The 12,483-nt window shown below is 68.3% G+C and carries 14 protein-coding genes; 5 read left to right on the top strand and 9 right to left on the bottom strand.

All coding sequences use genetic code 11. The features are described from left to right. Positions 1 to 179: 179 nt before the first annotated feature. Genes ACZ5BH_RS10250 through ACZ5BH_RS10265 form a run of 4 tightly spaced genes read right to left on the bottom strand, consistent with a single transcriptional unit; the run spans position 180 to position 4,580 of the window. Positions 180 to 1,385, bottom strand: coding sequence for a glycosyltransferase family 9 protein (locus tag ACZ5BH_RS10250; RefSeq protein WP_464889166.1), 1,206 nt, complete (start codon positions 1,383 to 1,385; stop codon positions 180 to 182). Then, positions 1,382 to 2,344 (bottom strand): lysylphosphatidylglycerol synthase transmembrane domain-containing protein, encoded by a 963-nt coding sequence (locus ACZ5BH_RS10255; protein ID WP_464889167.1) that lies wholly within the window; start codon positions 2,342 to 2,344, stop codon positions 1,382 to 1,384. The genes ACZ5BH_RS10250 and ACZ5BH_RS10255 overlap by 4 nt, the downstream gene beginning before the upstream one ends. Then, complete coding sequence (locus ACZ5BH_RS10260) at positions 2,341 to 3,114, bottom strand: phosphatase PAP2 family protein (RefSeq protein ID WP_464889168.1); 774 nt, start codon at positions 3,112 to 3,114, stop codon at positions 2,341 to 2,343. The genes ACZ5BH_RS10255 and ACZ5BH_RS10260 overlap by 4 nt, the downstream gene beginning before the upstream one ends. After that, positions 3,111 to 4,580 (bottom strand): glycosyltransferase family 39 protein, encoded by a 1,470-nt coding sequence (locus ACZ5BH_RS10265; RefSeq protein WP_464889169.1) that lies wholly within the window; start codon positions 4,578 to 4,580, stop codon positions 3,111 to 3,113. The genes ACZ5BH_RS10260 and ACZ5BH_RS10265 overlap by 4 nt, the downstream gene beginning before the upstream one ends. A gap of 120 nt (positions 4,581 to 4,700) precedes the next feature. Here ACZ5BH_RS10265 and dcd point away from each other — a divergent pair, with 120 nt between their 5' ends. Beyond that, the gene (gene dcd, locus ACZ5BH_RS10270; protein ID WP_464889170.1) at positions 4,701 to 5,267 is read left to right on the top strand and encodes a dCTP deaminase; all 567 of its coding nucleotides are present in this window, start codon (positions 4,701 to 4,703) and stop codon (positions 5,265 to 5,267) included. Positions 5,268 to 5,328: 61 nt separating this feature from the next. Here the strand turns inward: dcd and ACZ5BH_RS10275 are convergent, their stop codons facing one another. From ACZ5BH_RS10275 to purM, 3 genes are read right to left on the bottom strand one after another with little or no spacing between them, the layout of a single operon-like run. Continuing rightward, positions 5,329 to 6,066 (bottom strand): DUF3108 domain-containing protein, encoded by a 738-nt coding sequence (locus ACZ5BH_RS10275; RefSeq protein WP_464889171.1) that lies wholly within the window; start codon positions 6,064 to 6,066, stop codon positions 5,329 to 5,331. A gap of 36 nt (positions 6,067 to 6,102) precedes the next feature. Beyond that, positions 6,103 to 6,792 carry a phosphoribosylglycinamide formyltransferase gene (purN, locus tag ACZ5BH_RS10280; RefSeq protein ID WP_464889172.1) on the bottom strand — a complete coding sequence of 230 codons (690 nt, stop codon included), beginning with the start codon at positions 6,790 to 6,792 and terminating at the stop codon, positions 6,103 to 6,105. After that, positions 6,789 to 7,856 carry a phosphoribosylformylglycinamidine cyclo-ligase gene (gene purM / locus ACZ5BH_RS10285; RefSeq protein WP_464889173.1) on the bottom strand — a complete coding sequence of 356 codons (1,068 nt, stop codon included), beginning with the start codon at positions 7,854 to 7,856 and terminating at the stop codon, positions 6,789 to 6,791. The genes purN and purM overlap by 4 nt, the downstream gene beginning before the upstream one ends. A gap of 152 nt (positions 7,857 to 8,008) precedes the next feature. Here purM and ACZ5BH_RS10290 point away from each other — a divergent pair, with 152 nt between their 5' ends. The 4 genes from ACZ5BH_RS10290 to hda all read left to right on the top strand — a co-directional run bounded on the left by ACZ5BH_RS10290 (position 8,009) and on the right by hda (position 11,515). After that, positions 8,009 to 9,136 carry a DUF2066 domain-containing protein gene (locus tag ACZ5BH_RS10290; RefSeq protein WP_464889174.1) on the top strand — a complete coding sequence of 376 codons (1,128 nt, stop codon included), beginning with the start codon at positions 8,009 to 8,011 and terminating at the stop codon, positions 9,134 to 9,136. Positions 9,137 to 9,202: 66 nt separating this feature from the next. Continuing rightward, on the top strand, positions 9,203 to 9,766 hold the full coding sequence (locus ACZ5BH_RS10295; RefSeq protein WP_464889175.1) for a CDP-alcohol phosphatidyltransferase family protein: 564 nt from the start codon (positions 9,203 to 9,205) through the stop codon (positions 9,764 to 9,766). Next, complete coding sequence (locus ACZ5BH_RS10300) at positions 9,763 to 10,845, top strand: AI-2E family transporter (RefSeq protein WP_464889176.1); 1,083 nt, start codon at positions 9,763 to 9,765, stop codon at positions 10,843 to 10,845. The genes ACZ5BH_RS10295 and ACZ5BH_RS10300 overlap by 4 nt, the downstream gene beginning before the upstream one ends. After that, entirely contained in the window at positions 10,832 to 11,515 is a 684-nt protein-coding gene (gene hda / locus ACZ5BH_RS10305; RefSeq protein ID WP_464889177.1) for a DnaA regulatory inactivator Hda, read from the top strand. The genes ACZ5BH_RS10300 and hda overlap by 14 nt, the downstream gene beginning before the upstream one ends. Positions 11,516 to 11,524: 9 nt before the next feature. Here the strand turns inward: hda and ACZ5BH_RS10310 are convergent, their stop codons facing one another. Continuing rightward, positions 11,525 to 11,866, bottom strand: coding sequence for a DUF2069 domain-containing protein (locus ACZ5BH_RS10310; RefSeq protein ID WP_464889178.1), 342 nt, complete (start codon positions 11,864 to 11,866; stop codon positions 11,525 to 11,527). Next, the gene (gene wrbA, locus ACZ5BH_RS10315) at positions 11,863 to 12,483 is read right to left on the bottom strand and encodes an NAD(P)H:quinone oxidoreductase (RefSeq protein ID WP_464889179.1); all 621 of its coding nucleotides are present in this window, start codon (positions 12,481 to 12,483) and stop codon (positions 11,863 to 11,865) included. Before wrbA ends, ACZ5BH_RS10310 begins: the two co-directional genes overlap by 4 nt.

Raw genomic sequence — 12,483 nt, forward strand, 5'->3', positions numbered from 1 at the left:
CCTGAAATCGAATAGGCGCAAATCGTGTCAGCCATCCATGGCCTTTCGGACGGATTTGGCTCGGAAGATACCGAACCCAACCCGTTCAAGTCGGCCGCCTTGGTGCAATATCCGGGTTAGGTGTGAGGAAGTGGATTATCGCAACCTCTGGGGGGCTGTCGTCGCAGCCGGAAGGCCGTTCAGCGCAGCGCTTTGCACAAGTGTGAGAGAACCGTTTCCACCTCGATGGCCTGCAGACAGACGTTGTCCTTGCAGGGCGTCTTGCGGTGATTGGCCGCGCTGACGCAGGGGGAGCAGGCCAGGCCGGCGTAGAGGGGAGTGCTGTTGCCGAGGGAGCCGTAGAGCTTCGGGGTTTCCGGGCCGAAGATGACGAAGGTGCGCAGCGGGGTGATGGCGGAGAAGTGGGCCGGTCCCGAGTCGTTGGTGAGCATGAGGGTGGCGAGGCTGTAGAGTACCGGCAGTTCCTCGAGCTTCAGGGCGCCGGCGAAGTTGACGCAGCGGGGGTGGTCGACCAGATCCCGCAGTTGTTCGGCTTCGGCGATTTCGTTCGGCGCCCCGGTGATCAGGATCAGGATGTCGTCGTACTCAGCCAGCAGGCGCCGCATCACTTCCACGTAACGCTCGGGCATCCAACGGCGCTGGGGCAGCAGTTCGCTGGCGTTGGGGTTGATCAGCACCAGGCGCAGGGATGGATCGTAATCGGGATGGCGGTCGCGAATGCGCTCGCGCAGGGCGTCCTGGCGGGCGGCGTCGATGTCGACCTGGGCCAGGCGGATTTCCTCGTCGGTGATCACGGTCTTCGAATAGGGCAGTTCCTCGCGGGTGCTCAGCAGGGCGTTGACCAGGGCGATGAAGTTCTTGCTGATGTGGAGGTGGGGGTTGTAGGCCACCTTGTGGGTGAGCATCTCGCCCCGGTAGAGCCCTTCGTTGTGAAAGGCATGGTAGCCGACCCGGTTGCCGGCGCCGGAGAGGCCGGTGAGCAGGGCGGTGAAACGGGAGAACAGCTCCAGATCGATGACCGAGTCGATGCGCTGCCGGCGTACCCAGCGCAGGTAGCGCAGGGTGTCGATGGCCAGATGCCAGAGGCTGTCTTCGCGCAGGGTGAAGATGTTTTCCTTCGGCACCGTGCCCAGCAGGTGCAGGCTCGGCGCGTTCTTCGCGAAGATCAGGAAGTACAGCTCGGCGCCGTTGGCCTTGAGCTTGCGCATGGCCGGATCCACGAGGATGGCGCTGCCCATCTCCGACAGTTCGATGAGCAGCACCCGCCGGGGCCGGATGCGCCCGGCCGGGCGCAGCCAGTGCCACAGGCGCAGCCAGGCGCTGACCAGGGCACACAGGGGAACGCCGGCCCAGTAGTCGATGCGGCGCATGGTATCCACGTTCATGCGGGTGGTTCCTTTTTCTGTCGGTCGGGCGCGCGGCGGTGCAAGCGGCCGCGCAGGGTGATCAGAAGCCCCGGCAGGCTGGCAAGAATCAGGATGATGCCGTAGAGGATGGACATGGACAAGACGACGGTCTTGTCGGCGCCCAGCAGCGTGAACAGGCCGATCATGGCCCCTTCGCGCACCCCCCAGCCGGCCAGGGAGACGGGGATCAGGGTCAGCAGGAACACCGGCGGCGCGATCACCGCAAAGGTGACGATGTCGTAGTCCAGCCCTACGCTGCGGCCCACCAGGAAGATGTTGAGGATCGACAGGGCATGGATGGCCAGCGACAGGCCCAGCTGGCGCAGCAGCCGCCGGGGTCCGCGCAGCACCTGATGCAGCTTGCGCGAGATGTCGAGCAGATAGGCGGTGGGGCGCCAGCGTTCGAATCCCCGCAGACGGTGCAGGAAGACCAGGGTGAGAAAGCCCGCCACGCCGCCGGCCACGAGGGCGTTGATGATCCAGAACACGCCGCGCGGCAGCAGATCGGGCAGCAGGGCGTTGGCCATCAGGTTGAGCAGCAGCAGACCCAGCAGGCCGAGGATGCGATCGATGAATACGCCCTTGAAGGCGTCACGCTTGCGAAAGCCGCTGCCGGCCACGTCGAGCACGCGCATGGCGTCGCCGCCGATGCTGGTGGGCAGCCCCTGGTTGAAGAAGGCGCCCTTGAAGTAGCTGCGCACGTAGAAGCCGGAGCTGAAGCCGAAACCGAGTTCGCGCATCACCAGGTACCAGCGGAAGCCGGCCAGCCAGGTACTCAGCAGCTGCATCAGCAGGGCCAGGGCCAGGGCGGGCCACCCGGCGGTGCGGATCACGGCAAGCACCCCGTGCAGATCGATGTTGCGGAAGATCAGCCAGAGAATGCCGAGCGTCACGGCCAGGCGCAGCGCCAGCCCCAGGCGTTGACGGGCAGCGCTCATGCGTTCGCTCCCGGCCGGAACAGCCGCTTCAGGCCCGGCAGGGCCAGCGCCAGGGCGAGCAGGGGCACGGCGATCTCCAGGGCGCGGGCCTCGGCATCGCCCCGGGTGTGGAGCACCACCAGATAATAGACGGTGAACAGCAGCAACAGGGCCGCGCCCCGCTGCGCCCAGCGGTGCTCGCCGGGGAGGCGCCGGGCCAGGTGGACGCCGGCGATGGCCGCAACCCAGCCGGTCACCATGCCGGCGGCCACGTCCAGGGGCCAGTGGGCGCCCACGGCGATCCGGGACAGGCCGATCAGCACCGCGGCGGCGAGGGCCAGCCAGCGCAGCCCGTTCGGATTTGGCAGGAGGGCCAGGACCCCGGCCAGGGCGAAGGCCGCTGCCGTATGTCCCGAGGGAAAGGCGCTGGCGCCGAAACGGTTGCCGAGCTGGTGGAAGGCGTCGGCCGGCAATACCGCGGGTGGGCGGGGGATCTGGAAGAACTCCTTGCCTCCGTTGACCAGCAGGGCCGCGACGACCCCGGCCAGCAACCCGGCCCAGATGATGTCCGGTCGCCGGCCCACCAGGGGCAGGACCAGGATCATCACCATGCCGGCGTCGCCGAACAGGGTCACGTTGAGCCAGAAGGTTTTCGAGAACTGCAGGTGGCCGTTGAGCCACAGGAACAGTTCCCGGTTGCTGTCGCCGAGGCCGATGCCGGCCAGCAGCAGCATCCCGGCCAGCGGCACGGCCCAGGTCCAGGGAGAGACGAGGGGGAGGGGGCGGATCACTCGGCCCCCCGGTAATCTTCACAGGCGTACAGCCGATAACGGCTGGCGGCGACGCCGCCGATCCGCGCCTCCACCAGCACTGGCGCCGCGCAGTGGCGAAACTTGCCGAAGCCGGCCGTGGCCGGACGGTTCCAGTAATACTCGGGCACCACCACGATGCCGCGATCGCCCGGTGCCGGCGAGCCGTACCAGAGGTCCGACTGATCGAAACGGCTGTCGGTCACGCGCACCGGTGTCGGCCGGGCATACCAGGCCACGTGGCTGAAGATGGACCAGTTGCCCACGTAGAGGGCCGGCTCCGGCCCGGGTGTGGCCGCCATCTGCGCGCGCAGGGTTTCGGCCCGCTCGGCGCTGGCCCGCCAGCCGAGCAGATCGCCGAGGGGATGCCGGCCCGGCGGAAAGGGATTGACGGGCAGCAGGATCAGCAATTCGATGGCGGCGATCAGCAGCAGTGAATAGCCGCCGCCGGCCAGGGCGCCGAAGCGCACCCCCCGGGACGGCCAGTGGCGCGCCAGCCAGCGCGCGATGAGCGGCGCCATGGCCAGCCAGCCGAGGGCCGGCCAGTGGGGCAGGGTGGTTTCGTAGCCGCCGCTCCAGGCGAACAGCAGCAGCACCGGCAGCGCCAGTGCCAGCAGCAGGCGCTCTCCCGGCGCCCTCGAGCGCAACGCTGCCCCCAGGGCGGCCAGACCGAACAGGTAGATGAGCGGACCGTAGGCGATGAGCTGTCCGGCCTGGGCGGTGAGGAAGCGCTTGAGCGACCAGGCCCGTTCGGGCGCGCCGTGGCCGAGCTGGTAGGCGAAGGAGATCCAGTCGTGCCGGGCGTTCCAGTAGAGCACCGGGCTGATTACCAGCAGGGCCACGAGGATGGCCAGCCAGGGGCCGGGGCGACGCAGGGCGTCCAGCCGGCGGTTCCAGAGCACGGCGACGAGGGCGGTGACGACCAGGGTGATGGCCGTGTACTTGGCCAGCCCCGCCAGGCCGAAGAGCAGTCCCACGCCGAGCCAGGCGCCGATGGCCCCCGTGCGCAGGGCGCGGTGCAGCAGCAGGGCGAGGGCCAGGGCGATGGGCAGCAGCGGGGTGTCCGGCAGCATGGCCATGTTCAGGAGCTGGAACATCACGCCGCTTTCGTAGACGGCCACGGCCAGCAGGGCCACGAAGGCCGGTTCTTCCGGAAACAGCTCGCGGGTCAGGCGGAAGAGCAGCCCGGCGGTGAGGGCGCCGAGGGCCACCGGCCACAGGCGCAGGGCGAATTCGCTGTCGGCGGCAGGCAGGATCAGGGCGTTGAGCCAGCCCACCAGGGGCGGGTGGTCGAAGTAGCTCCAGTCGAGGTAATAGCCGTAGAGGGCATAGTGGGCCTCGTCGCCGGACAGTTCCACCCGGCCGATGACGAGCAGGTGCAGGAGGGCGAAACCGGCAATCAGCCACAGGGTGCTGCGCCAGGGTTGTCGAGCGAGGGTTGCGAACATGGCGGTGGCGGTTCCGGTAAACGGCGGATTCTAGCAGACTCCCCGCCGGCCCGCCTTTGCGCCGGAGCCGCTTTCCGGTGCACAATATCGGCCCTTTGGTGGCGGCGGCGAGACAGCCCGATGAGTATCAAGTCGGATCGATGGATCAAGCGGATGGCGCAGGAACACGGCATGATCGAGCCCTTCGAGCCGGGGCAGGTCAGGGAGGCCGATGGCCGGCGCATCGTCTCCTATGGCACCTCCAGCTACGGTTACGACGTGCGCTGCGCCGATGAATTCAAGATCTTCACCAACATCAACTCGGCGGTGGTCGATCCCAAGGATTTCGATCACCAGAGTTTCGTCGACTACCAGGGCGAGGTGTGCATCATTCCGCCCAACTCCTTCGCCCTGGCCCGCACCGTGGAGTATTTCCGCATTCCCCGCAGCGTGCTGACCGTGTGCCTGGGCAAGTCCACCTACGCCCGGTGCGGCATCATCGTCAATGTCACCCCCCTCGAGCCGGAGTGGGAAGGGCACGTGACCCTGGAGTTTTCCAACACCACGCCCCTGCCGGCCAAGATCTACGCCAACGAGGGCGTGGCCCAGATGCTGTTCTTCGAGTCGGACGAGGTGTGCGAAACCTCCTACCGCGACCGGGGCGGCAAGTATCAGGGCCAGCAGGGCGTGACGTTGCCGAAGGCCTGAAAGCAGGACCGGGCGGCGAGGCCGCTATCCCAACCGCCTGTGGGCGAGGGGAAGGAAGTATCTATCGCGTTTTCTCGCCACTCGGCCCTCGGCCCTCGGCCCTGATCCGCAGGGTTTTCAGCTCCGTGGTGCTGCCCATGTCCAGATCCGTGCGCACGATTTCGATGCGCACCGGCAGGTAGTCCAGTTCCGGCGCGCACCAGAAGGAGAAACGCAGGTTTTCCTCGGGATTGAAGGAGTCCACCCGCAGGGTCTGCAGGTCGTCGCGCCAGGCGATGCTGATGGTCTCGGTGCCGATCACCGTGGCCTCGTAGGTGTGCAGATCGTGGTGATCGGCCACATGGAAGGTGAAGGTCTTCGGTTGCCGCGCCAGCTTGAGCATCATGGCGATCTGGAAGGACAGCATGTCGTAGGTATTGGCGACGATGGGGTAGGTCCGTCCGTTCTTGGTGATGGTGAGGGTCTTCTTCTCCCAGTCGAAGAGCACCTTTTCGTGCACTTCGTCCTTGCCGGTCTGATCGTAGCGGTATTCGAGGGGCTGCACGTCGCCGTCCGTCCGCTGCATGATGCTGGTTTCGGTCACCACGTCGCGGGTGAACAGGCGGGCCATGCCCCGGGGTTCCGAATGGGCGCGGTAGACGATGATGCCGTCGTTCACCGCCACGTTGCGCTGGCTGATGCCGGCCGGGATGCCGGCCATGTAGACCTTGTATTCGGCATCGAAGCCGGCGTCGAGCAGACCGGCCCGCACGGGCAGGGCCAGCCACAGGCCGACGAGGAGGAGCAGCGTTGCGCGCATGGCGAGTTCCTGGGAAAGGCCGTATCGCCTGGATAGTTAGTCGGGGCGGAGGGCGCCGGGTTCAACCCGGATCCGTTTTTCCGTCTCGGCCAGGGGCCGGCCGTCGAGCAGCACCCGGTCGCCGTCGAGGCGCAGCCGGCCTTCGGCGAACCAGCGGATCACCCGCGGATAGATCACGTGCTCCTCGGCATGCACCTTGCGCGCCAGATCTTCCTCGGTGTCGCCCGGTTCCACCGGCACCTCCGCCTGCAGCACGATGGGGCCGCTGTCCAGTTCGGGAGTGACGAAATGCACGCTGACGCCATGGATGGCATCGCCGGCTTCCAGCACCCGCCGGTGGGTGTCGAGCCCCTGGTAGCGGGGCAGCAGCGAGGGGTGGATGTTGAGCATGCGCCCGGCATAGTGTTCCACGAAGGCCGGAGTGAGGATGCGCATGAAGCCGGCCAGCACCACCAGATCCGGCGCGTAGCGATCGATGACGGCGCGCAGGGCCTGGTCGTAGCGTTCCCGGTCGGGATAGTCACGGTGATCGACCACCGCGGTGGGGATCCCCGCGCGGCGCGCCCGCTCCAGGCCGTAGGCGTCGGGATTGTTGCTGATCACGGCGCCGATTTCGGCCGGGATTTCGCCGGCGGCGATGGCGTCGATGATGGCCTGCAGGTTGGAGCCGTTGCCGGAGATCAGCACCACCAGCCTGCAGGTGGCGTTGCGGGGGTTGCCGGTCATGCCAGTCCGTCCAGCTCCACGGCGGGGGCGCCCTCGCGGCTGTCGATGTGGCCGATGATCACCGGATGCTCGCCCTCGGCCCGCAGCCGGCTGACGATGGCGCCGGCCTCGGCGGCACTGGCCACCAGCACCATGCCGATGCCGCAGTTGAAGGTGCGATACATCTCCCGGGTGTCGATGCCGCCCTGTTCCTGCAGCCAGGCGAAGATCGGCGGCAGGGTCCAGCTGCGGGTGTCCACGTGGGCCACGGTGTTCTCCGGCATCACCCGCGGCAGGTTTTCCAGCAGGCCGCCGCCGGTGATGTGCGCCAGGGCATGGATGTCGAACTCGGCAAACAGGGCCAGCAGGGGCCTGACGTAGATCCGGGTCGGCGCCAGCAGCCGCTCGCCCAGGGTCGCGCCGTCGAAGGGCTGGTCGAGACGGGCGCCGGTGGTCTCCAGCACCTTGCGGATCAGCGAATAGCCGTTGGAGTGGGGGCCGCTGGACGGCAGGCCGATGAGCACGTCGCCGCTGTGCACCCGGCTGCCGTCGATGATCCTGTCCTTCTCCACCACGCCCACGCAGAAGCCAGCCAGATCGTATTCCCCGCCCTGATACATGCCCGGCATCTCCGCCGTCTCGCCGCCGATCAGGGCGGCCCCGGCCTGCCGGCAGCCTTCGGCGATGCCCTTGACCACGTCGCTGGCGATGTCCACGTCCAGGTGGCCGGTGGCATAGTAGTCGAGAAAGAACAGCGGCTCGGCGCCCTGCACGATCAGATCGTTCACGCACATGGCCACCAGATCGATGCCGATGGTGTCGTGGCGGTGCAGTTCCATGGCCAGCTTGAGCTTGGTGCCCACCCCGTCGGTGCCGGCCACCAGCACCGGCTGGCGGTAACCTGCGGGGATCTCGAACAGGGCGCCAAAGCCGCCCAGACCGGCCAGCACGCCGGGGCGGCGGGTGGCGGCGGCCAGTGGCTTGATGCGTTCGACCAGGGCGTTGCCGGCATCGATGTCCACGCCGGCGTCGCGGTAGCTCAGGGAAGAGGAAGGTGAGGCATCGTCGCCACGGGATGAGGACACGGAGGACTCCTGCGGACTCGGGATGGGAAGAAACGCACCTTTTTCCTTCGGAATCGGTGCATAATAAAGGCCTCGGATTGTACCAATTCACGGCCCTGGACGAAACGACACTGCTCGTGCCGACCCAACCTTTCAGGATGCGCACCAATCCCATGCCTTCGTTCCCCTTGCTTCTTCTGTGGCTCGGCCTGTGGCTGCTGCCGGCGCTGAACACCTCTGCCGAGGTGGTGGAAAATCTCTATCTGGTGGAGGTGCCGGTGGCCGATCAGGAGCGTGACACCCGCACCCGGGCCCTCACCGATGCCCTGCGGCAGGTGCTGATGCGGGTCTCGGGGCGGGACGAACTGGCGCTCATGGAGCCAGGCGTGGAACAGGCCCTGGCGCTGCCCACCCGCTACGTGGAACGCTACCGCTACACGGTGCGCGAGGCGAATGGCGAACGCCGACTGCTGCTCCAGGTGCGTTTCGCGCCCGAGGCCGTCAACCGGGTTCTGCGCGACAGTCGCCTGCCCGTGTGGGGCCGCAACCGCCCCGGCGTGCTCGCCTGGGTAGTGATCGACGACCGCCACGGGCGCAAGCTGCTCTCCTCCGGCAGCCCGGCCGCGTGGCGTGACGAAGTGGCCCGCGAGGCGGCCCGCCGCGGGCTGCCTCTGCGCCTGCCTCTCTACGATCTGACCGATCGCGCCCGGCTGACCGTGGCCGACGTGTGGGGCAACTTCGAGGATCGCATCCTCGACGCCTCCCAGCGCTATCAGGTGCAGGCGGTGCTGGTGGGCAAGATCTACAAGACCTATGGCAACCGTTGGCGCAGCCGCTGGACCCTCTACAACGAAGGTCGCCGGGACGACTGGGAAAGCGAAGGCAAGACGCTCGGCGCGGCGCTGGCCGCCGGCATCGCCGGCAGTACCCGGCAGCTCGCCGAACGCTATGCCCGGGTGGCCGCCACCACGCTGCCCGGCGTGGTGCGGGTGCGGGTGGTTGGCATCCGCGATCTGGCCGACTACACCCGGGCGTTCCGCTATCTGGCCAGGCTCGACGGCGTGACCCGGGCGGCGCCGGACGAGGTGCGGCCCGCGTCGGCCCTGTTCAGCTTGGCCAGCCGCAACGGCCTGCCGGCCATCTCCCGGGCCATCGAGCTGGGGCATACCCTGGTCCCCGAAACCGCGACCACCGTACCGGCACCGGTTGCGCCTTCCGCGGCGGGGGAGGCGGACCGGGCCGCTGCCGCGCCGGCCCGCGAACCCCTGACGGCCGATCTGGTGTATCGTCTGGTTCCGTGAACACCGTCCGGCCCGTCCCGTCCGCGACCTCGGTCCGTCCCTCCACGGCGGACGGCGGGAGCTGACATGCAGGCCCGCCAGCTCCCCAACCTGATCAGCATCCTGCGCATCCTGCTGGTGCCCCCCGTGGTGGCGCTGCTGTGGGAGGGGCGCTACGGCTGGGCGCTGACCCTGTTCCTGATTGCCGGCATCTCCGACGGCATCGACGGTTATCTGGCCCGCCACTACCGCTGGACCTCGCGCCTCGGCGCCATTCTCGATCCCCTCGCCGACAAGCTGCTGATGGTGTCCACCTACCTGGTGCTGGGCTGGCTGGACGATCTGCCCGGCTGGCTGGTGGGGCTGGTGATCTGGCGGGACGTGGTGATCGTGGCCGGCACCCTGCTGTACCGCTGGCGGGTGGGACCGGTGGTCTTCGAACCCCTGATGATCAGCAAGATCAACACGGTCTGTCAGATCGCCCTGGTGGTGGTTACCCTGCTGCGCCTCTCGGGCCTGGAGGCCATGGCCTGGCTGCAGGGGATCCTGGTGGCCGTGGTCACGGCGACCATCCTGGCCAGCGGCCTGGCCTATGTCTTCATCTGGAGCCGGCGCGCCCGGCAGGATCTGCAACGCAAGGAGACGCCATGAACGTGATGCGCGAGGCCTTCTGGCTGGCCCTGTTGCTGGTGACGGGCTGGCTGATCTGGCTGCTGGCGCCGGTGCTCACCCCCTTTCTGATCGCGGCGGTACTCGCCTATCTCGCCGATCCGCTGTGTGACCGGCTCGAGGAACGGGGCCTGTCGCGCACCTGGGCCACCGTGCTGGTATTCGGTGGCCTGACCCTGCTGGCGCTGCTCCTGCTGCTGTTTCTGGTGCCCCTGTTGCAGAAACAGCTCCACGTGCTCGTGACCCGGGTGCCCCTCTGGCTGCAGACGGCGGAAGCACATCTGCTGCCCTGGCTGCAGCGCCAGTTCGGTTTCGACGTCAGCGAGTTCGATCGCGGCGAGCTGGCCCGCCTGCTCGGCCAGAACTGGTCCACCGCCTCCGGCCTGCTGGCCACCCTCGTCGCCTCGCTGACCCGCTCGGGGATGCTGATCGGCAACTGGCTGATGAACCTCACCATCGTCGCCGTGGTCACCTTCTATCTGCTGCGCGACTGGGATCGGCTGGTGGCCGCGATCCGCGATCTGCTGCCCCGTCACCTCGAGCCGGTCGTCTCCCGGCTGGCCCGCGAATCGGACGAAGTGCTGGGCGCCTTCCTGCGCGGCCAGCTGCTGGTGATGCTGGCCCTCTCGGGGGTCTATTCCGTCGGCCTGTGGCTGGCGGGACTGGAGCTGTTCCTCTCCATCGGCCTGCTGGCGGGCCTGGTGAGCTTCGTGCCCTATCTCGGTTTCATCGTCGGGATTGGCGCAGCCGGCCTGGCCGCCGGGCTCCAGTTCCAGGACGTGCAGCATCTGATCTACGTCCTGGCGGTGTTCGGCGTGGGTCAGGTGCTGGAGAGCACCGTGTTCACGCCGCTGCTGGTGGGCGATCGCATCGGCCTGCACCCGGTGGCGGTGATCTTCGCCGTGCTCGCCGGCGGACAACTGTTCGGGTTCGTGGGCGTGTTGCTGGCTCTGCCGGTGGCGGCGGTCATCGCCGTGCTGCTGCGCCATCTGCGCCAGCGTTACCAGGCCAGCGAACTCTATGGGGAGACGGCCGGAGAGGGAGACGATGGGGGCGGATAGTTCGGGTCAGTTGCCCTTGCGGCTGCAGTTGCGCGACAGCGCCACGTTCGACAACTTCCACGACGAGGGCAACGAGCTGGCCCTGCAGGCCCTGCGGGCCGGCGGTGGCGACAGCCTCTATCTCTGGGGGCCGGCCGGTTGTGGCAAGAGCCATCTCTTGCAGGCAGCCTGTCATGCCGCGCCGGGGGCGGTCTATCTGCCCCTGGGCGGGATCGCGGGCGCGCAGCCGGCGATCTTCGACGGGCTGGAAGCGATCCCGGTGGTGGCGATCGACGATTTGGGCATCGTCGCCGGCGCGGCGGACTGGGAGGCCGCCCTGTTTCACCTCTACAACCGGATCCGCGAGGCCGGCGGGCGGCTGCTGCTCGCGGCCGAGGGCTCCCCGGCGGCGCTGGGTTTCCGGCTTCCCGATCTGGTCACCCGCCTGGGCTGGGGGCTGGTGTTCCGGCTCCAGCCCCTGGGCGACGCCGGCCGCCGCCGGGCCCTGCAACTGCGCGCCCGCCACCGCGGTTTCGAGTTGCCCGACGAGGTGGCCGACTACCTGCTGCGCCGTCAGCCCCGTGACATGAACAGCCTCTTCGCCCTTCTCGAGCGCCTCGACGAAGCCTCCCTCGCCGCCCAGCGCCGGCTGACCATCCCCTTCGTGCGCGGCCTGCTGCACGCGAGCTGACGATGCCCGTCAGTTTGCGCCGGGCTGCCGCGCCCAGCGCGCGAACAGGATCGCGCCGGTATAGACACCGACGCTGAGCAGGATCTCCCCCAGCGCCAGCAGGCGCGCGCCCGGGTTGGCCCAGGCTTCCACCACGCCGTGAATGAAATAGATCAGGATCAGGAAACTGGTCCAGGCGTGGGTGTAGGCGCGTCCCCGGATCAGGCCACGCAGGGGCAGCAGCAGGGGCAGGGCGAAGAGGGCCAGCCAGATCGGCGCCGGCTGCAGCACGCCGTACCACAGCACCAGCAGCCCCAGCAGCAGGAGGATGCCGCCGAGGGTGGCGGCATGGGCCAGGCGCAGGCGGCTCACGCGCCGCCCGAGCCGATCAGGCCGGCCGCCTGCTGGGCCCTGGCCACTTCGGCCAGGCGCCGTCCCAGGGTGTGGCACTGGCGGATTTCCTCCTCGCTCAGGGGCAGATCGTTGTCGCTGCCGGCCAGATGGCTGGCGCCATAGGGGGTGCCGCCGGTGGTGGTGGTGAGCAGGGTGGTCTCGCTGTAGGGCAGGCCCACCAGCAGCATGCCGTGATGCAGCAGGGGCAGCATCATCGACAGCAGGGTGGTCTCCTGGCCGCCGTGCAGGCTCGAAGTGGAGGTGAACAGGGCCGCCGGCTTGCCGCTCAGCCCCCCGGCCAGCCAGACCGGCGTGGTGGAATCCAGAAAGTATTTCAGGGGCGCGGCCATGTTGCCGAAGCGGGTCGGGCTGCCCAGCGCCAGGCCGATGCAGTCCTGCAGATCGTCCAGCGTGGCATAGGGCGCGCCTTCGGGGGGGATCGTGTCTTCCACGGCTTCACAGACCGTCGACACTTCCGGCACCGTGCGCAGGCGTGCCGTGATGCCGCTGACCTGTTCGATGCCATGGGCGATCTCGTGGGCCATCTTTGCCGTGGCGCCGTGGCGGCTGTAATAGAGCACCAGGATTTCGGACAT

This window comes from Thioprofundum lithotrophicum (assembly GCF_055387065.1).

Excerpts from the sequence above, each read along its gene's own strand:
- purN (WP_464889172.1), bottom strand. The coding sequence starts at position 6,792 with ATGACCGGCAACCCCCGCAACGCCACCTGCAGGCTGGTGGTGCTGATC.
- ACZ5BH_RS10265 (WP_464889169.1), bottom strand. The coding sequence starts at position 4,580 with ATGTTCGCAACCCTCGCTCGACAACCCTGGCGCAGCACCCTGTGGCTG.
- ACZ5BH_RS10295 (WP_464889175.1), top strand. The coding sequence starts at position 9,203 with ATGCAGGCCCGCCAGCTCCCCAACCTGATCAGCATCCTGCGCATCCTG.
- ACZ5BH_RS10250 (WP_464889166.1), bottom strand. The coding sequence starts at position 1,385 with ATGAACGTGGATACCATGCGCCGCATCGACTACTGGGCCGGCGTTCCC.
- wrbA (WP_464889179.1), bottom strand. The coding sequence starts at position 12,483 with ATGTCCGAAATCCTGGTGCTCTATTACAGCCGCCACGGCGCCACGGCA.
- hda (WP_464889177.1), top strand. The coding sequence starts at position 10,832 with ATGGGGGCGGATAGTTCGGGTCAGTTGCCCTTGCGGCTGCAGTTGCGC.
- ACZ5BH_RS10275 (WP_464889171.1), bottom strand. The coding sequence starts at position 6,066 with ATGCGCGCAACGCTGCTCCTCCTCGTCGGCCTGTGGCTGGCCCTGCCC.
- ACZ5BH_RS10290 (WP_464889174.1), top strand. The coding sequence starts at position 8,009 with ATGCCTTCGTTCCCCTTGCTTCTTCTGTGGCTCGGCCTGTGGCTGCTG.
- dcd (WP_464889170.1), top strand. The coding sequence starts at position 4,701 with ATGAGTATCAAGTCGGATCGATGGATCAAGCGGATGGCGCAGGAACAC.
- ACZ5BH_RS10300 (WP_464889176.1), top strand. The coding sequence starts at position 9,763 with ATGAACGTGATGCGCGAGGCCTTCTGGCTGGCCCTGTTGCTGGTGACG.
- ACZ5BH_RS10255 (WP_464889167.1), bottom strand. The coding sequence starts at position 2,344 with ATGAGCGCTGCCCGTCAACGCCTGGGGCTGGCGCTGCGCCTGGCCGTG.